Here is a 17517-nt window from a genome sequence, read left to right as displayed (position 1 = left end):
TTACTTCGTCCCGTCTGACTTCTCGTCTGTCTTATTGGCGGACTTCTTGTCTAAAAATGTCTGCATGCGGTCGAACTTCGCCTGGGATTCAAACAGGATCCCCTGCGCCAGCTGGTCGATCAGCGGGTGTGCCTCCGCGGGTGCGTGGAACACTGACTTGGTGATCCGGACGGCCAGCGGGTCCTGCCGGGCAATCCTGTCGGCGAGTGCGTGGGCGCCGTCCATCAGAACGGGGGCCTCGTGGATCTCGGTGATGAGGTTGACGGCGAGGGCCTGCTCGGCGCGGAGCACCAGGCCGGCCAGCAGGATCTGCTTGGCGACCGGTTCGCCCACCAGCTCCTTCAGCCGCCAGCTGGCGCCGGCGGCGGCCAGGATGCCAAGGCCGGTTTCGGGGTTGCCGATCCGTACGCTGGGCGTGCCGATCCTGAAGTCGGCAGCGTAGGCGAGCTCCGCTCCGCCGCCCAGGCAGTAGCCGTCCAGCGCCGCGATGACGGGCATCGGCAGCTTGGCGATCCGGACGAAGATCGTGGAGTTGATGCCCTGCAGGGCGTCGTCCCGGCGCCGTTCGCGCAGCTGGGCGATGTCCGCACCGGAGGCGAACACGCCGTCGACACCCGCGATGATCAGCACTTTCGGGTTCTGTTCCAGCGCCGCGCAGACGAGGTGGAGTTCGTCCACCATCTGCTGGTCGATGGCGTTGCGGACCTCCGGACGGTTGAGGAGCACGACAACCCGGTCGTCGCGCTCCTCGACCAGGAGGGTGCGGAAGGCCAGGGTGCTTAAGTGTCCGTTCGCGCTTTCCGGGGCCGCCACTACACGCGCTCCAGCAGCATCGCGGTGCCCTGGCCGACGCCGATGCACATGGTGGCGAGACCCAACTTGGCGTCTTCGCGTTCCATCCGCCCCAGCAGGGTGATGGCGATCCGTGAGCCGCTGGAACCGAGCGGGTGCCCCAGGCTGATGGCGCCGCCGTCGTTGTTCACAATGTCCGGGTCCAGCCGGAGCCGCCGCATGCAGGCAAGCGACTGGGTGGCAAACGCTTCGTTAAGTTCGACGGCGCCGAGGTCACCGGCGTTGTAGCCGCTGCGGCCCAGCACTTTCTGGGTGGCGGGGACGGGGCCGATGCCCATAATCTCGGGTTCGCAGCCCGCCGAGGCGCCGTCGATGATGCGTGCGCGCGGGGTGAGGCCGAGCTTCTGGATGGCCGCTTCGGAGGCCACGATGATGGCGGAGGCGCCGTCGTTCAGGGTTGAGGAGTTGCCGGCTGTCACGATGGAGCCGCCCTTGACCACGGGCCGGAGCCCGGCGAGGACGTCCATTGTGGTGCCTTCGCGGGGGCCTTCGTCGGTGTCCACAACAGTTTCGCCCTTGCGGTTCCTGACCGTCACCGGAACGATCTCGTCCTTGAACCGGCCCGCGGCGATGGCCGCGAGGGAGCGTTCGTGGGAACGGACGGCAAAGGCATCGGCGTCTTCGCGGGAGATGTTGTCAACCCGGCCCACTTCCTCGGCCGTCTCCGGCATGGAGTAGGTCATTTTTCCGTCGCGGGACAGCTCGCCCTTCTGGAACTGCGGATTGGCGAACCGCCAGCCGATGGAGGTGTCGAAGATGGCACCGGGTTTGGCAAAGGCCGTCTGCGGCTTTTCCTGCACCCAGGGGGCGCGGCTCATGGACTCCACGCCGCCGGCGATCACGATGTCCGCAGCGCCCGCCTTGATCATCTGGCTGGCCATGATGATGGCGCTCAGGCCGGAGGCGCACAGCCGGTTGACGGTGATGCCGGGGATGTGGAGGGGAAGCCCGGCCAGAAGGGTGGCCATGCGGGCCACGTTGCGGTTTTCCTCGCCCGCGCCGTTGGCGTTGCCGAGGATCACTTCCTCGATGGAGTCCGGGTCAAGGCCCTCCCGGGAGACGGCCTCGCGGACCACCAGGGCGGCAAGGTCGTCGGGACGGACGGCGGAAAGGGCGCCACCGTAGCGGCCTACCGGCGTCCGGGCACCGCCCACCAAAAATGCCTGCGGTCCTGCTACTGCGGCCATGGAAACACCCTTCACGCGATAAACGACAATGTCATCTGCGGCGGCAACCAGCGTTCGAACTCCGAGCGCTAATTTACCGACCGTTCGTTCTATAAAGATTACACGGCGACCGCAAGGGGTCAACCGCACCCGGCTCCCGAGCCGTCCCGCGCGGGCCCCTCCCCTTGGCCCTTCCCTTGGAGTTTTTGTCCACTTATCGCGAGATAAAGCCGCTCTATCTCGCGATAAGTGGACAAAAACTCCAACCAGGAGAGGGGTTGGGCTACAGGACCACTACGCCGAGGTGGGCTGCCAGGAGCGGCGCGAGCAGACTCAGCTGGTAGTCGTCGATGACCACGCCGGCCAGGTTCCCGAGCCCGCTGATGGTGCGGAAGTCCGTGCCGCGCAGGTCGAAGTCCTTGAGTTTGGCGCCGGCCAGGTCGAGCGTGCCGATGGTGCAGTTCTTGAGCGCCACGCGTGTGCCTGTGACGGAGCCAAGGTCCAGCTCGTTGATGATGCAGTCGCTGATCTGCACGTCGGTCAGCCTTGAACCGCGCAGGTTCACGTAGTCCAGCTTGCCGCCGTCGATCCGCACCGAGGTCCAGCCGTTCTCGTACAGCTCGGCCGACCCCCACCGGGGATTGCTGATCTCGATATCCCGGAGGGTGGCCCTCGCCGCAGTTAGCACCGGGGCATAGAGCTCAGCGAGGATGCAGTCCCGGAACGTGGCGCCGCGCAGCTGCGTCTCATTGAAGGAGACCCCGTTGAACTCACACTCGGCGAAGCCCGTGCCGCTGAGTTCGAGACCGTCGGCATCGGCGCGGCTGAACCGCTCGCCGTCGTACTTTTCGCCTCGCCGGAAATCCGGCGACGGCTGATCGTGAAGCTCCTCAAGCCTGACCGGAGAAAGCCTGGGGGCTGTTACCTTCGGCGTTTTTCCCCGGGCAGCTTTGCCAGCGGCAGCCTTTCCCGCGGCCGTATTTCCCGTCATCAGAGCGACTCGGCCTTCGCCGCAATCTCAGCGAGATCTTTGGCCAGCGCCTTCCTGGTGATGCTCATGCCGATCCTGCCGAAGAGTGCCATCAGGATCCTGCCCGCAAGGGTGGGTTTGACCATCTCCGCGCCGAAGGTCAGCGTGAGGTCCGTCCCGCCGTCGCGCTCGGCAAGGCGGAACCGCGTGGTGTAGTCCGCGGCGCCCTGGAGTGCTTTGACGGTGGTGCTGCCAGGCTGCGTCGGCGACGGCGGTTCGGCCTGGGACACCCACATTTCCACGGTTTCGGCACGGCCCATCATCCTGCGGGTTTCCTTCCAGCGGGTGCCTTCGCCGTACCCGCCTTCGCTGAGCATCTGGATAGAGTCGACGCCGGAAAGCGTGGCGGCGGAGCCCGGGATGTCCGAGATCACGGCCCAGACCTTGTCCGGGCTGGCGTTTACATGCTGCGTGATGATGGTCTGGTGCTCCATGCCCTCGAGCCTAGCCGGGAGCACAAACAGCCGTCAGTCACGGCGCGGGAGTGGCGGCGCCGGGAGTGAAAGACGGGCTCGACGGCGCCGGTCCAGTGACGATTGATGCGCCTTCACCCTTGAAATAGTAAGCATGCTTTGTGTTAGGGTGAAAGTGCTTAGTTTTTCCGGCGACGAGAGGTGGAAGACACCATGGGTATCGGGGACAAAATTCAGAACGAGGCAGCGCACCTTGGCGGCAAGGCCAAGGAAGCGGCCGGCAACGCCACCGATAATGACCGTCTGCGCGCAGAGGGCCAGAAGGACCAGGTTGTTGCCGACGCCAAGAAAGTTGGCGAAAACGTGAAGGATGAGTTCAAGAGAGACTAAAGCGTCTGAGGCGGGGGCCGTGCTCCCGTCCGGGAAATGGCGGCGGGTATTCCTTGGGGGTGCCCGCCGTCTTTATTTGTGTGACATTCTCGGCTGGACAGCAACCGCCAGCGGAAGGTCCGCACGATGACGATCATCGACCTCGGGAACACCGGCGTGGCCGCCCGCTCCCGCAACCTGCGCGGATACCTCGCGGAACCTGCGGGAACCGGCCCGTTTCCCGCCGCCCTGATGATCCACGAGGCGTTCGGCCTGAACGACATTGCCCGGCGCCAGGCAGACCGGCTGGCCGCTGCGGGCTACCTCACGCTGGCGGTGGATCTGTTCAGCGACGGCGGGACCCGCCGCTGCCTCGTCGCCACCATGAGGTCGCTGCGCTCGGGCTCCGGCAAGGCCTTCGCGGATCTGGCCGCCGGGCGGGCCTGGCTGAAGCAGTCGGGCCGCATCAACGACAAGATCGGCGTGATCGGATTTTGCATGGGCGGCGGCTTTGCCCTGCTGATCGCCAACGACGGCTTCGACGCCGCCGCCGTCAACTACGGCAGGCTGCCCAGGAACCCGGAAGAGGCGCTGCGGGGCGCGTGTCCCGTAGTGGGCAACTTCGGCAAGGCGGACCGCACCCTTCCCGGCGGCGCAGCCAAACTCGGGGCCGCGCTGCAAACGCTCGGCGTCGAGCACGACATCAAGGAGTTCGACGGCGCCGGCCATGCCTTCATGAACGACGCCGAGGAAGGGCCGCGGCCGCTGCGCCCGCTGTTCCGCGTCATGGGCATCAAACCGGATCCGGACGCCGCCGCCGAAGCGTGGCAGCGGATCGAAGACCACTTCGCCCGCCACCTGAAGGACTGAACCCGGCGCGAACGGACACTTGCGGCCCGCCCCCGGGGGCCACAAGTGTCCGTTCGCGCTCCTTCCTTAAGCCGCGAGGTTTTTCGCCACTACCTCGAGTGTGCGGGCGAGCTCGTCGGTGGGACTGAACTCCACCAATTCCGTCCCGGGATCGAGCTCATCCGTGTGTCCGGGTGCGGCGTAGTACGCTTCGCCGGCCTCGACGATCTCGTCTCCTGCGGGCGTGTGCATGATGAGCCGCCCGCGGATGACGTAGCCCCAGTGGTGGCTCTGGCACAGATCATCCGGCAGGCCACGGTAGAACGGAGTGAAGTCGCCGCCCTCTTCGAAATTTTCGAAGGCGAGCGTATAGCCGTCCGCCTCCCGGAAGCGGCCCTCGTAGCCTGTCATGCTTTCCGTGCGTGCTGTCGAATCGTCTCGTGCTAGCTTTGCCATCGTCCTGTTCCTTCCTTGAATTTGTGCCTTGGTGGGTGCGGGTCAGGGCTGAGTGCGGGTCAGGGCTGAGTGCGGGTCAGGCCCGCGGGTTGGTTTCTGCCGTCGCCACGAGCCGTAGCAGGCCTGCCCGGCTGGCGTGCGCCCACTCGTGGGATGCGAACGAGCGCAGGACCGGAATTCCGAAGAGAGCCAAGGGTCCCGGCAGCGCGTCCGCGCGGACCAGCCGGCACGTGTAAGTGATCTGGCTCCCGACGCCGTCCGGTTCGATTTCGTAGCGGTGCACCAGAAGCCATTGCGCCGGAGTCCCTTTCCGCTTCGTCTCCAGCCTGGATTCTGTGACTTTCTCGAAGGTGGCTGGCCGGGCGGCTTCCGTAACCACCGAAGAATCCCAAATCCGGCAGATGGCGTCCTCTGACGTCGAGGTGAACTCCGTTCCTGTCCTGGCCGGTCCCCCCGGAGCATCCATGGACACGAGCCGTGATGCTTCGGCGCCTCCCCAGCCCCGATGGCCGGACAAATCGGCAAGGACATCGAAGACCTTGTATGTCGTGGCCGTGGACTTCTTCCGAACTGTCACCGCCAGCTCATGTTTGAGGACATTTGCCGAAGCCATTTGCCGTGCCATGTCGCACCTCCTGCGGATTACCCGATACCGCAAGGATGCGCCGCCGCAGGCGGGAAAGGATGGGGAGCTTCCCCTACTTACTGCCCTATTCCGGCCGGGAGTGGCGCAGGGCGAAGGCTGCAGCTTCGGCGCGACTGCGGAGCTGTAGCTTGGCCAGAATGTTGCTCACATGGTGTTCGGCGGTCTTGGCGCTGATGAACAGCCGGTCTGCAATTTCTGCGTTTGTAAAAGCTTCCGCCAGCAGCGTCAGTACCTCGGATTCGCGTCGGGACAGGAGCCCGAGGGCCTTGGGTCCCGTACGCGCCGGCCCGCCGAGGGAGCGGAGGAGCGCGGCAGCCCGGTCCGCCATTCCCGCCGCGCCGGCCTTGTCAAAAACTGCCAAGGCTGTTCCGGCCTCGTGTACCGCAACGTCCCGATTTGATTCATTCAGGGCTTCTGCCAGGGACAGCCGCGCTTGAGCGGCCTCGAGGGGCATGTTCAGCTCGTCGTAGCTCGCTATCGCCGCGTCCAGGCGTTCTTGCGCCAACGTAATGCTTCCGGCGGTGGCCGCGGCGCGGCCAGCCGTGAGGTGTGACGCAGCAATTGCCCGTGGCCAGCGTGTGGCCGACGCGACTTCATCCAGGCGTGCGGCCGTGGCCATGGCCTGGTCGGGAGTTCCTTGAGCCAGTTGAACCTCGGCCAGCAGGGACAGCAGCGGAACCGCGAGGAGTCCTCCGCCAATTTGGCGGATCCGTCTGTGAAGGAGCGCCGCCGCCACGGCCGTATCGCCCGACGCCAGCCGCACTGCCGCCGTCGCCCTTAACGCATCGGGACGTCCCTCGAAACCCGAGAGCAGCCGTCCTGCTTCCTCCACTCGCCCCTGAAGCAGCCGGAGTTCGGCGAGCTTGGCGGCAGGGTGGACGCACCGTGACCGATGGCCGCCCTGATCCAGTTCATTCAAAGTATTGGTAAGCCATGACTCGGCACTTGCGATGTCGCCCGTGGAGAGGAAGACCTCGGCGCAGCATGTGCCGCACGATTCAAGGAGCGCGGGATGGCCCGTGTTTTGCATGAAGTGCATGACGACCTTGTTCCACTGGCTTAGCCGCGACGTGTCGCACGCTTCTTCACTGGCCCGCGTGACCATGCAGCACACGTCACCAAAAACCATGGCGTCCTGAAGTTCGCTGGCCGTTACCACCACCATTGCCTCATCCAGGAGCGTCATCCCGTCCGGCACGTTGCCGCCGGCGATTGTCGCGAGACCGAGGAGCGCCAGCGCCGTTGCCTCAAGATCGCGGTCGGCGGAGCTGCGTGCAACGGCCAGCGCCCCCTGCGCGTCATCGCCCGCCGCAGCCGGGTTGGCTTCGAGGAGGCCCCGGATGACGGCGAGCCAGCTGCGTTCGACGCCGGAGGGAAGGTTCGCGGCAAGGCCTTCCGCCCGGGCAAGCCAGCCGCGGCTGGCGGGTTCATTGCCCACGGCCTCGGAATATTCTCGAGCAAGCCATATGGCGGCCCGGAAGGCCTGTGCGTCTTCTCCCAGGCCGCGAAAACCCCGGTAGGCCGCAGTTCTCTCGGTGATGGCCCTGTCGACGTCGCGTAGCCACCATGAGGCATTGCTCAAACCGTCATGGGCCGCGGGGTCGTCGCTGTTAGCCAGAACCTGCTCGAACGCCCCGGCGGCGTCTGCCCAGTTGTTTGCTGCCAGGAGGCGCCTGCCCTCTGCAAGGCCTGTGGACACGGTGCTGTCGACCATGAGTTCATTCTCCTCCTGGTGCCAGCCGGACCCATAGCCCTTTAAGCGCGAACGGACACTTGTGGCCACCACGCGTCGGGCCACAAGTGCCCGTTCGCGCTCCCCCAGAGGGGCCACAAGTGCCCGTTCGCGCTCCTGCCACGGGAGGAACGACGACGGCGGCCACCTTCGCAAGGTGACCGCCGCCGTCGTCGTACATCCTTGTACGGAAACTAGCCCGGAACTAGCTGAAGAGCTCGCTCTTCGGTTCGTTGTTCTTGACCTTCTGCCAGCCGAGCCACAGCACCAGAGCGAAGAACGGGATGGTGGCGAGGGTCCACAGGCCCAGCAGGAAGACGTCGCCGGTGGCCTTGTCCGTCATCGTGTCGAAGCCGATCAGCACCGTGATGGCGAGCAGCGCGATGAGCCCGGCCCAGCTGGTCCAAGGGGCGCCGGGCATGGGCAGGCTGGAGACGTTGCCCTTCTTCTTGCGCAGCGCGATCTGGCTGGCGAAGATGGAGCCCCACGTGAAGATCACGCCGATGGAGGCCGAGTTCAGCGCGAGGTCGAACGCGTGCGAGCCGCCCAGCCAGACGTTCAGCAGGATGCCCACGAGGTAAACGCCGGCGATGGCCAGGATCGCCGCGTACGGCACGTGGCGGGTGGACATCTTGGTGAGCCACTGCGGGGCGTGACCGTTGTTGGCCATGGTGCGGAAGATGCGGCCGATCGAGTACAGGCCGGAGTTGCAGGAGGACAGCGCGGCGGTGATGACGATCATGTTCATGACGTCGCCCATCCACGGCAGGCCCATCTGGCCGAACACAGTAACGAACGGGGATTCGCCGGCCTTGTACTGGTCCGACGGCAGCAGCATGGCCAGCAGGGTGACGGAACCGACGTAGAACACCACAATGCGGAGTACGACGGCGCGGATCGCCTTGGGCACTTCGCGTTCCGGGTTCTCCATTTCGCCGGCAGTGATGCCCACGAGTTCGATGGCGTTGTAGGCGAAGATCACGGCGTTAAGCACCAGGATCATCACCAGGGCGCCCTTGGGGAACATTCCGCCGTCGTCGGCGAAAAGGTTGTTGACGGACGCGTGGCCCGCGCCCACCTTGGCGTTGGTGACCACCATGAACGTGCCCACCGCCAGGAAGATCAGAATGGCGGCGACTTTAAGGCAGGAGGCCCAGAATTCGAATTCGCCGAAGGCCTTCACGCTGAGCAGGTTCACGGCCACCAGCAGCACCAGCGCCGCGATGGCGGAGAGCTCCACGGGCACGTTGGGGAAGAAGAACTGGAAGTACAGGCCGATCGCGATGAGCTCCGCGATGCCGGTCATGGCCCAGTTGATGAAGTACATCCAGCCGGACAGGTAGGCGCCCTTTTTGCCGAACATTTCGCCGGCGTAGCTGACGAAGGAGCCCGAGGTCTGGCGGTACATGATGAGTTCGCCGAGTGCGCGCATCAGCAGGTAAGCGATGACGCCGGCGATGGCGTAGGAAAAGATCAGCGCCGGGCCGGTGGAGGCCAGACGGCCTCCAGCACCCATGAAAAGGCCGACGCCGATCGCGCCGCCCATGGCGATCATGGTGACGTGGCGCCGGCTCAGGGTCTTTTTGTAACCCTCGGCGCTGAGAGTTGAGTCGACGACGGCGGTTTGCACCGGCGCGCTCTGAAGTTCTGAAGTACTTTGTGGCACAACTGTTCCTTGTGGGTCGGGGGATGGCCGGCACCGAAACGCGGAGTTTTTGTCCAGATAATTCGGCTTTATCCCGCGTTTGGGGGAATTATCTGGACAAAAACTCACAGGGCGTCGAAGTTCGCGCGGCCACCCCAGTTTACAAGGCCCCAGCGGGTGATCGTGACGCGGACAACAGTCATGCGCGCATATGCCTAATTTCCGACGCTTCTTTCCGTCATCTGCAGAATTATGTTCCGCTCAGCATCGATTTCGACGTTGTAGGCCTGCAGAGGTTCGGCGCCGGTGGTGGAGCATCCCGTGTCCAGCTCGAAAGCGTTCTGGTGCAGCGGGCACATCACCACCTGCTGGTCGATGGTGCCGTCGGCGATCGGCCCTCCTTTGTGCGGACACACGGCGGACAGCGCCCGCAGGCTCCCGTCGCGGAGACGGAAGACCGCCACCTGTTCACCCTCGACGCCGAACGCCCGGCCCTCCCCGACGGGCACCTGGTCGACCGAGCCGAGGTTGTGCGGGAGCTCCCGCTTCGGATGGGCGCTCATCGGACCCGCGCTCATCGGACCGGCACCTGGGGAAGCACCGTGAGCGGAAGCGACGTGCGGAACTGCCCGGGCGTGAGCGGATCGTCGCGCTCCGTCCAGGGGTCGACGTAGCTGTCCACGGAGGCCTGCATGGCGGCGTCCAGATCGGCGGCGATGCCTTCCGCATCATCAACCACCACGGCGTGGATGTGCTCGATACCCACCCGCGGCACGAAGGCGTACGTCCGTTCCAGCCAGTTGGCGTTCTCCCGGTAGTACTGCATGAACCGGCCGGCCAGCACCTTGACCTGCTCGGGGTCGTCGACGGTGGCCAGCAGGTCGCCCTTGCGGATATGGGCGCCGGCCGCTCCCCCGACATAGATCTCCCAGCGTCCGCCTTCCACCGCCACGACGCCCACGTCCTTGACCAGAGACTCCGCGCAGTTCCGCGGACAGCCGGACACGGCCAGCTTCAGCTTGGCTGGCGACTCGATCCCCTGGAACCGGGACTCGATCTCGATGCCCAGCTTGGTGGAATCACCAGTACCGTACCGGCAGAAGTCCTTGCCCACACAGGTTTTCACCGTGCGGAAACTCTTGCCGTAGGCATAGCCCGACGGCATGTCGAGGTCCGCCCACACCTGCGGCAGGTCCTCCTTGGGCACCCCGAGCAGGTCGATGCGCTGCCCGCCGGTCAGCTTGATCAGCGGAATGTTGTGCTTTTCGGCGACGTCGGCAATGCGGCGCAGCTGCTGCACCGACGTCACACCGCCCTTCATCTGAGGAACCACCGAGAACGTGCCATCCCGCTGGATGTTGGCGTGGACGCGGTCATTGATGAACCGCGCGTCCCGTTCGTCGATGTACCGGTCCGCGAGCATCATCTTCATCAGCGACGCGAGGCCCATCTTCGACTTCGCATCCTCCACGCTGCCCGGCGCCAGCGCGGCGAACACCTGGGACACCGAGCGGAGCCCCTGCTTCCGGATCGCTGCCATCAGCGACGGCTTGTCCAGCGGAATCCCCGGCACGTAGTAGCTGGCGGCCGGGTCCTCCTCCACCGCGCCGTCGGCCGCCCATTCCACCACCTGCTTCACCAGCAGCTTGCAGGAACCGCAGCCCTTGCCCGCGCGGGTAGCATCCATGGCTCCCGCCACTGTGTTGCAGCCTCCCTTGACCGCATCCACCAGGGATTTCTTGCTGACACCATTGCAGTTGCAGACCTGGGCGTCGTCGTCGAGCTCGGCTACGCCCTGCTCCTCCCCGGGAGTGCCCAGGTCGAACATGAGCGAGATCCGCTCCTCGGGCAGGGGCAGCCCCTTGTCGAAGGCCTGGGTCAGGTAGGCCACCTTGCGGCTGTCCCCCAGCAGGGTGGCGCCCACCATTTTGTTGTCCCGGATAACGATGGACTTGAATACACCGCGGCTGGGCTCGGAGAAGACGATGTGTTCGTCCGTCGCCCGCTCCGGGCCCTTCAGTCCCATGGAGGCGACTTCGACGCCGGCCACCTTCAGTTTCGTGGCGATCCGGGAGCCGAGGTAGGCCGAGGAAGTATCCGCGCCGGTGACGTGGTCGGCGAGCACCGCGGCCTGCTCCCACAGCGGCGCCACGAGCCCGTACACCTCCCCGCGGTGCTGAACGCATTCCCCCACCGCGTAGATGTCGTCCTCGTCCACCACGCGGAGCTGGTCATCCACCACAATTGCGCGTTCCACATGCAGGCCGCTGAGGACGGCGAGGTCCACATTGGGGCGGATGCCCGCGGCCACCACCACCATGTCGCAGCCGATGTCCGGCTGATCCCGCAGCCGGACGCCGGTGACCTTATCCGTGCCGAGGACGGCGGTGGTCCGGCTTCCGGTGTGCACCGTGATGCCCAGGGCTTCGACGCTCCGGCGCAGGATGGCCCCGCCGTCGGGCCCCAGCTGGGCGTTCATGAGGTGCCCGCCGGAGTGGACCACGTCGACGTCGATGCCGTGGCTTTGCAGCCCGCGTGCCGCTTCCAGCCCCAGGAGGCCGCCGCCGATCACCACTGCCCTGCGTTGCCTCTCCGGAAGGTGATCCTCGAGCCGGGCGTGCCGGACCATGTTCCGGGTGTCATCGATGGTGCGGAAGGTGAAGACCCCGGGTTTGACCGAGCCGCTCGGGGTGTAGAGGCCGTCCATTGGCGGCATAAAGGACTGGCTGCCCGTGGCGATAATCAGCACGTCGTACGGGACCACATGGCCGTTGCTGGCAAACACGTACTTGGTGAACCGGTCGATCCGTTCCACCCGGACGCCGGCGTGCAGGGTGATGTTGTTGTCCTGGTACCAGTGCAGGGAGTTCAGGAAGATGTCCGCGTCGTTCTCCTCGCCGGCGAGGACGTGGCTGAGCATGATCCGGTTGTAGTTGCCGTAGGGCTCGTCGCCGAACATGGTGATGGTGAACTGCTCGGCGCCGCCGCGGGCAAGGATCTCCTCCACCGCCCGGGCGCCGGCCATGCCGTTGCCGATCACCACCAGCCGACGGCGGGCGGCAGGCTTCCCCTGCCGCGCCTGCTGCTTGGGCTGGGGCCGCCCCTGCCGGCCCGGGTGCCGGTGCTGGGACTTGGGCTGATCCCTATCCAAGATCGAGGTCATCAGTGCTCCACCATCCCCAGGTCCACCACCACGAACCCGGCAACGCCGTCGGCCGCCAGGAGGAACAGCTCCACCACCGATCCGCCTTCAATGTCCTCCACCACCCGGAGCGGCACGTGGACGTCGCTCTTGGCGCCGATGGGAAAGTACCGCATGGGCACGCCGTCGCGCATCAGGACCACGGTGACCAGTTCCGAACTGGAGTTGCCGCCGCGGAAGTAGAGTGTCTGGTTGATAATTCCGTCCGGAACGAAGTGGGCGAGCTCCCGGTGGATGGGGACGGGCTTCTCGAGCCCGGCTCCCTGGAACGGGAAGACGCCCTGCAGGAAAAGGTTCTTGGTGATCACGGGACAGATCCTTTCGGCCGGCTGAGCAGGCCCGGCGGCGGACCGCGCGGACGCTACTTGAGCGTGGGAATCACGGGCTCCCCTCCATCCTGCGCCGGAGTTGTTTCGGCCCTGCAGGCAGGGCGTAACGATCCTTTAACGCAAAACTCACCGTTTTTTGGGCTGCCCCGTACCACCCTGGAGCACCCTGGATCACGCCGTAGGCCGAAACTAGACCAGCCAGCCCTCCCGCATGCTGTACCGCAGCCAGTCCCCGCCGCCCCGCGCACCGCCGCCACTCTGTTCCGCGCGGGCGGTGCATCTGCTGAACCACTCCCCCAGCGCGCGGTCGTGGCTCACCATGATCAGTGTTCCGCCGAACTCGGAGAGCACCTCTTCCAGCTGCTCCACCAGCACGGGGGCCAGGTGGTTGGTGGGTTCGTCCACGAGCATGGTCCCGTAGCCGCCGAGCAGGAGCCGGGCCAGGGCCAGCCGGCGCTGCTGCCCGGCGGAGAGGCTGCCGACGGGAACGTGGAACTCGGTGGTCCGGAAGAGGCCCAGCCGCAGCAGCGCCTCCGCATGCTCGTCGATGTTGCCGCCCAGGCCCTCCACGAAGGCCGGGAGAAGGCGCAGCTGGGGCCTGCGCGGCGGCTCCAGTTCCTGCTGCAGATAGCCCACCCGGCCGCTCCGCACGACTGTCCCGGCGTCCGGTTCCAGGGTGCCGGCCAGGACGGACAGCAGCGTCGACTTACCCGCACCGTTGGGTCCGGTGATCAGGATCTTCTGGCCTGTCTCCACCCGGAAATCCGTCCGTTCCAGGCGGCCGGCAACCCGCACACCGCGGGCGTCCAACGCCGGGCCCGCACCAGCTCCCGTGACGCATCCCGCGCCGTTATCATTAGCGGCGTCCGGATTAGCGGCGTCCGGGTCAGCGGAGTCCGGATCAGCGGCCCCGGGCCGGAGGTCCACCGCCAGTTTCAAGGGAACAGGCGGGCGGTCCACGGGGTTGGCCTCGAGCCGCCGCAGCCGTTCCTGGGCGTTGCGGACCTTGCTGGTGACGGCCTTTTGCCAGGTGCCGCCCTTGAAGTCGAAGCCCATTTTGTCGCCGTCGCGCCGGCGGCCATAGCCCATCGTTCCGGCCACCGTGTCCGCCTGGAGCCGTTCGGCGGCCATGGCGTCCACCCATCCCCGGTACTGCTGCACCCAGCGTTCACGCTCGGCCGCCTTCTCCCGCAGATACCCCTCATAGCCGTTGCCGTAGCGGTTGACCGTGCACCGCTCGGCGTCCACTTCGACGACGGACGTCGCCACCTTGCGCAGCAGCGCCCGGTCGTGGGAAACGACGACGACGGTGCCCGGGTGGGCTGCCAGCCGCGCCTCGAGCCACGCCGTTCCGCTGGCGTCCAGATGGTTGGTGGGCTCGTCCAGCAGGAGGATGTCCGCGGGATCCGCCAGCACGCAGGCCAGCGCCACCCGGTGCTGCTCGCCGCCGGAAAGTGAACCGAGCGTCCGCTGCCGGTCGAGGCCGCCGAGGCCGAGGCGGTCCAGCGCCGCTTCGACGCGGGATTCGGCGGCATAGCCTTCCCGGAGCTGGTACTGGGTCTGCAGGCTGCCGTAGCGTTCCAGCTGCTCCTCGTCCGCGTCGGCCAGGTCGGATTCCAGGTGGTCCAGTTCCGCCTCGAGGGCGCGGAGGGAGGCCAGGGCGTCGTCGATCGCGTTGCGCACCGTGAACGACGCCGGCAGCCCGGTGGTTTGGGCCAGGTACCCCACACGCCCGTGGCTCGCCGCTGTGCCTTCGTCCGGCGCCTCGAGCCCGGCAAGGATCCGCAGCAGCGTCGATTTTCCGGCTCCGTTTTCGCCGACGACGGCCGTGTGCTCACCGGCGCCGATGACGAGGTGGACGGCACTGAAAAGCTGGCGGTCGCCGTAGGCGTGGGCGACGCCGGTCAGGGAAAGATGTTCAGTCAAGGGGAGTCCTAACGGGGGTCCGAAGTAAGGCGGTGCTTGTTAGGACTTCATCCACCCAGCCTGCCCGGACAGGACCCGCAACGTCAAGCGCCCGCCGTCGTGCGCGGGGCGGCGGCAGCGTCAGACGGCGAGCGCCACCGCTTTCCGACGGCGGGCCTTAGCCAGGCGGGTGCCGATCAGGCCCTGGCGGGGGCTGAACAGATAGACGGCGGCGAAGACGGCGCCCTGAGTGAGCACCACCATGGCCCCGGAGGCCGTGTCCAGGTAGTAGCTGAGGTAGATGCCGGCGATGGAGCACACGCTTGAGATCACCGGGGCGATCACCAGCATGCGGGAGAAGCGGTCTGTCAGCAGGTAGGCGGTGGCTCCGGGGATGATCAGCATCGCCACCACCAGCACCACACCAACGGTCTGCAGTGCCACCACCGACGTCAGTGCCAGCAGTCCCAGCAGCAGCGCCCCGAGCCTGCGCGGGGACAGCCCGATGGCGTGGGCGTGGGTGGGGTCGAAAGCGTACAGCGTCAGGTCCCGACGCTTGAGGATGAGGATGGCGAAGGCCACCACTCCCAGCACCAGCACCTGGATGAGGTCCGGAATGCTGACGCCCAGCAGGTTGCCGAAGATGATGTGGTTGAGGTCCGTCTGGCTCGGCGTCACGGAGATCAGCACCAGGCCCAGGGCGAACAGCGAGCTGAAGACGATGCCTATCGCCGCGTCCTCCTTCACCCGGCTCGTATTCCGCACCACCCCGATCAGTGTGACGGCGATCAACGCGAACACCAGTGCCCCCAGGGCGAACGGTGCGCCCACGATGTAGGCGAGGACCACGCCCGGCAGCACCGCGTGGGAGACGGCGTCGCCCATGAGCGACCAGCCGATCAGCACGAGCCAGCAGCTCAGGACCGCGCAGACAACGGCGGCGAGTGCGGTGGTGACGATGGCGCGCACCATGAAGTCGTAGCTCAGCGGTTCCAGGATGATGTCGAAGAGATCCATGCCTAGCTCCTGTCCTGTGCCGGCTCGTTCCGCAAGGGCTCGTTCCGCACCACGTCCTGCACCGCATCCGGCGCCGGCACATCGCGGACCGGGAGGTCGCGGTTGAGGACGTCCAGGCCGAAGGCCATGGCCAAATGCTCGGGCTGCAGGACCACTTCGGGCGGGCCGTGCATGAGGACCTTGCGCATCAGCAGCACGGCCTCGTCGCAAAGCTGCGGCAGGGCGTGCAGATCGTGCGTGGAAATGAGGATCGTGCACCCGTCCGACGCGAGTTCGCGCAGCAGGCGGGTGATGGTGGCTTCGGATCGCTTGTCCACCCCGGCGAACGGCTCGTCCAGGAGCATCATCGTGGCCCCCTGGGCGATGCCGCGGGCCACGAACGCCCGCTTTTTCTGGCCGCCGGAGAGCTGGCCGATCTGCCGGTTCGCGAACTCGGACAGCTCCACCCGGTCCAGCGCCAGGTCGACGGCGGCGCGGTCCGCCTTGGAAGGGCGGCGGGTGAAGCCCTGGTGGCCGTAGCGGCCCATCATCACCACGTCGCGGACGGACAGCGGGAACTGCCAGTCCACGTCTTCGCTTTGCGGGACGTAGCCGATCCCGCCTTCCCTGCGTGCCTTGGCGGGAGGTGCGCCGTTGATGAGGACGCGACCGGCGTCGGGTTTGATCATCCCCATGATCGCCTTGAACAGGGTGGACTTGCCGGAGCCGTTCATGCCGATCAGGCCGCAGATCCGGGCCGTGTCCAGGCTCAGCGAGGCGGCGTCCAGCGCCAGCACCTCGCCGTAGTGGACGGTGACGTTTTCTACCAGGATGGCCGGGGTGCTCATGATGCCGCCCCCGCCGAGGCACCAACCAGCGCCTCGGTGATGAGCTTGGAGTCGTGCCGGATGAGGTCCAGGTAGGTCGGGACGGGACCGTCGGCTTCGGACAGCGAATCCACGTAAAGCACGCCGCCGAACTTCGCACCCGTGGCTCCCACCACCTGGCGCATCGGGGCATCCGAGACCGTTGATTCGCAGAAGACTGCCGGAACCTTGTTGGCCTTGACGAATTCGATGGCCCGGGCGATCTGCTGAGGCGTGGCCTGCTGCTCGGCGTTGACGGCCCAGATGTAGACCTCGCGGAGGCCGGCGTCCCGCGCCAGGTAGGAGAAGGCACCCTCGCAGGTCACCAGGGCGCGCTGGGCCTCGGGGACGGCCGCGAGCTTCTGCGTCATTTCGTCCTTCACGGCCTGCAACTTGGCCTTGTACGCGGCCCCGTTCGCCTCGAAGGTGGACGCGTTGTCCGGATCAAGCTTCGAGAAGGCCTTCACCATGTTGTCCACATAAATCTGGACATTGACCGGGGACATCCATGCGTGCGGGTTCGGCTTGCCCTGGTAGGAGTCCTCGCTGATGGGCATTGGCTGGACGCCTTCGGACACCACGGCGTGCGGAACGTCCAGGCCTTCGACGAACTGGGCGAACCAGGCTTCGAGATTCAGGCCATTGTCCAGGATCAGGTCGGCCTTGGATGCCTTGCGGATGTCCCCGGGGGTGGGCTCGTAGCCGTGGATTTCAGCGCCGGGCTTGGTGATCGATTCGACCTGCAGCTTGTCTCCGGCCACGTTTTGCGCCACGTCCGCGAGCACGGTGAAAGTGGTCAGCACCACGGGCTTCTCACCCCCGGGGCCCTGGCCGGGAGCGGCACCCCCGCACGCGGACAGGGAAAGACAGAGAAAAAGGGCGACGACGGCGGCTCCGGCAGGGCGAAGTCCCCCGGTTCGGCGGACTACTTTGGCGCACCGAAACAGGAATTTAGGCATACCGAATATTGTACCGGGCGCAATTACGCCGCTGCAATGTTCGGCGCCCCTCCATCGATTGGCCGCGGTGACTCCCAGCCGGCACATCGCCTGGTCCTGCAC

17 protein-coding genes are annotated in these 17517 nt (G+C 66.3%); 2 read left to right on the top strand and 15 right to left on the bottom strand.

Annotated elements, in window-relative coordinates; genetic code table 11:
• The 4 genes from J7I92_RS15155 to J7I92_RS15140 form a co-directional block, all read right to left on the bottom strand.
• Nucleotides 1-813 carry an enoyl-CoA hydratase/isomerase family protein gene (locus J7I92_RS15155; RefSeq protein WP_214841774.1) on the bottom strand — a complete coding sequence of 271 codons (813 nt, stop codon included), beginning with the start codon at nt 811-813 and terminating at the stop codon, nt 1-3.
• Entirely contained in the window at nt 813-2039 is a 1227-nt protein-coding gene (locus J7I92_RS15150) for a thiolase family protein (RefSeq protein ID WP_214841773.1), read from the bottom strand. The genes J7I92_RS15155 and J7I92_RS15150 overlap by 1 nt, the downstream gene beginning before the upstream one ends.
• A 262-nt stretch (nt 2040-2301) precedes the next feature.
• Entirely contained in the window at nt 2302-3009 is a 708-nt protein-coding gene (locus tag J7I92_RS15145; protein WP_214841772.1) for a pentapeptide repeat-containing protein, read from the bottom strand.
• On the bottom strand, nt 3009-3482 hold the full coding sequence (locus J7I92_RS15140) for an SRPBCC family protein (RefSeq protein WP_214841770.1): 474 nt from the start codon (nt 3480-3482) through the stop codon (nt 3009-3011). The genes J7I92_RS15145 and J7I92_RS15140 overlap by 1 nt, the downstream gene beginning before the upstream one ends.
• Nucleotides 3483-3674: 192 nt before the next feature.
• On the opposite strand from J7I92_RS15140, the gene J7I92_RS15135 reads away from it, so the two are divergent.
• Nucleotides 3675-3851: a CsbD family protein gene (locus J7I92_RS15135; protein WP_214841768.1), complete on the top strand. Its 177-nt coding sequence runs from the start codon at nt 3675-3677 to the stop codon at nt 3849-3851.
• Nucleotides 3852-3977: 126 nt separating this feature from the next.
• A complete protein-coding gene (locus tag J7I92_RS15130; RefSeq protein ID WP_214841766.1) occupies nt 3978-4700 on the top strand; it encodes a dienelactone hydrolase family protein in 723 nt (240 codons plus the stop codon).
• A gap of 66 nt (nt 4701-4766) precedes the next feature.
• Here J7I92_RS15130 and J7I92_RS15125 read toward each other — a convergent pair whose 3' ends face one another.
• From J7I92_RS15125 to J7I92_RS15075, 11 genes are all read right to left on the bottom strand, one after another.
• On the bottom strand, nt 4767-5135 hold the full coding sequence (locus J7I92_RS15125; protein WP_214841764.1) for a hypothetical protein: 369 nt from the start codon (nt 5133-5135) through the stop codon (nt 4767-4769).
• A 76-nt stretch (nt 5136-5211) separates the two neighbouring features.
• Entirely contained in the window at nt 5212-5760 is a 549-nt protein-coding gene (locus J7I92_RS15120) for a hypothetical protein (RefSeq protein ID WP_214841762.1), read from the bottom strand.
• A gap of 85 nt (nt 5761-5845) precedes the next feature.
• A complete protein-coding gene (locus tag J7I92_RS15115) occupies nt 5846-7495 on the bottom strand; it encodes a LuxR C-terminal-related transcriptional regulator (protein WP_214841760.1) in 1650 nt (549 codons plus the stop codon).
• Nucleotides 7496-7718: 223 nt separating this feature from the next.
• Nucleotides 7719-9179 (bottom strand): amino acid permease, encoded by a 1461-nt coding sequence (locus tag J7I92_RS15110; protein WP_214841758.1) that lies wholly within the window; start codon nt 9177-9179, stop codon nt 7719-7721.
• A gap of 194 nt (nt 9180-9373) precedes the next feature.
• Nucleotides 9374-9736 (bottom strand): Rieske (2Fe-2S) protein, encoded by a 363-nt coding sequence (locus tag J7I92_RS15105; RefSeq protein ID WP_251039978.1) that lies wholly within the window; start codon nt 9734-9736, stop codon nt 9374-9376.
• Entirely contained in the window at nt 9733-12321 is a 2589-nt protein-coding gene (nirB, locus tag J7I92_RS15100) for a nitrite reductase large subunit NirB (protein WP_285290115.1), read from the bottom strand. Before nirB ends, J7I92_RS15105 begins: the two co-directional genes overlap by 4 nt.
• Complete coding sequence (locus tag J7I92_RS15095) at nt 12321-12668, bottom strand: molybdopterin oxidoreductase (RefSeq protein ID WP_214841756.1); 348 nt, start codon at nt 12666-12668, stop codon at nt 12321-12323. The genes nirB and J7I92_RS15095 overlap by 1 nt, the downstream gene beginning before the upstream one ends.
• Before the next feature lie 210 nt (nt 12669-12878).
• On the bottom strand, nt 12879-14615 hold the full coding sequence (locus J7I92_RS15090; protein WP_214841754.1) for an ABC-F family ATP-binding cassette domain-containing protein: 1737 nt from the start codon (nt 14613-14615) through the stop codon (nt 12879-12881).
• 120 nt (nt 14616-14735) lie between these two features.
• Nucleotides 14736-15611: a metal ABC transporter permease gene (locus J7I92_RS15085; protein WP_214841752.1), complete on the bottom strand. Its 876-nt coding sequence runs from the start codon at nt 15609-15611 to the stop codon at nt 14736-14738.
• Nucleotides 15612-15613: 2 nt separating this feature from the next.
• The gene (locus J7I92_RS15080) at nt 15614-16438 is read right to left on the bottom strand and encodes a metal ABC transporter ATP-binding protein (RefSeq protein WP_251039977.1); all 825 of its coding nucleotides are present in this window, start codon (nt 16436-16438) and stop codon (nt 15614-15616) included.
• The gene (locus J7I92_RS15075) at nt 16435-17415 is read right to left on the bottom strand and encodes a metal ABC transporter substrate-binding protein (RefSeq protein ID WP_214841750.1); all 981 of its coding nucleotides are present in this window, start codon (nt 17413-17415) and stop codon (nt 16435-16437) included. The genes J7I92_RS15080 and J7I92_RS15075 overlap by 4 nt, the downstream gene beginning before the upstream one ends.
• Nucleotides 17416-17517: the final 102 nt, after the last annotated feature.

Origin of the sequence: Arthrobacter sp. ISL-72, assembly GCF_018613755.1 — a bacterium.
Classification (GTDB): Bacteria; Actinomycetota; Actinomycetes; order Actinomycetales; family Micrococcaceae; genus Arthrobacter.
This window is presented reverse-complemented; position numbering and strand designations above follow the sequence as displayed.

Coding starts and splice junctions, on each gene's coding strand:
- J7I92_RS15150 (WP_214841773.1), bottom strand. CDS start 2,039: ATGGCCGCAGTAGCAGGACCGCAGGCATTTTTGGTGGGCGGTGCCCGG.
- J7I92_RS15145 (WP_214841772.1), bottom strand. CDS start 3,009: ATGACGGGAAATACGGCCGCGGGAAAGGCTGCCGCTGGCAAAGCTGCC.
- J7I92_RS15140 (WP_214841770.1), bottom strand. CDS start 3,482: ATGGAGCACCAGACCATCATCACGCAGCATGTAAACGCCAGCCCGGAC.
- J7I92_RS15135 (WP_214841768.1), top strand. CDS start 3,675: ATGGGTATCGGGGACAAAATTCAGAACGAGGCAGCGCACCTTGGCGGC.
- J7I92_RS15130 (WP_214841766.1), top strand. CDS start 3,978: ATGACGATCATCGACCTCGGGAACACCGGCGTGGCCGCCCGCTCCCGC.
- J7I92_RS15125 (WP_214841764.1), bottom strand. CDS start 5,135: ATGGCAAAGCTAGCACGAGACGATTCGACAGCACGCACGGAAAGCATG.
- J7I92_RS15120 (WP_214841762.1), bottom strand. CDS start 5,760: ATGGCACGGCAAATGGCTTCGGCAAATGTCCTCAAACATGAGCTGGCG.
- J7I92_RS15115 (WP_214841760.1), bottom strand. CDS start 7,495: ATGGTCGACAGCACCGTGTCCACAGGCCTTGCAGAGGGCAGGCGCCTC.
- J7I92_RS15105 (WP_251039978.1), bottom strand. CDS start 9,736: ATGAGCGCGGGTCCGATGAGCGCCCATCCGAAGCGGGAGCTCCCGCAC.
- nirB (WP_285290115.1), bottom strand. CDS start 12,321: ATGACCTCGATCTTGGATAGGGATCAGCCCAAGTCCCAGCACCGGCAC.
- J7I92_RS15085 (WP_214841752.1), bottom strand. CDS start 15,611: ATGGATCTCTTCGACATCATCCTGGAACCGCTGAGCTACGACTTCATG.
- J7I92_RS15080 (WP_251039977.1), bottom strand. CDS start 16,438: ATGAGCACCCCGGCCATCCTGGTAGAAAACGTCACCGTCCACTACGGC.
- J7I92_RS15075 (WP_214841750.1), bottom strand. CDS start 17,415: ATGCCTAAATTCCTGTTTCGGTGCGCCAAAGTAGTCCGCCGAACCGGG.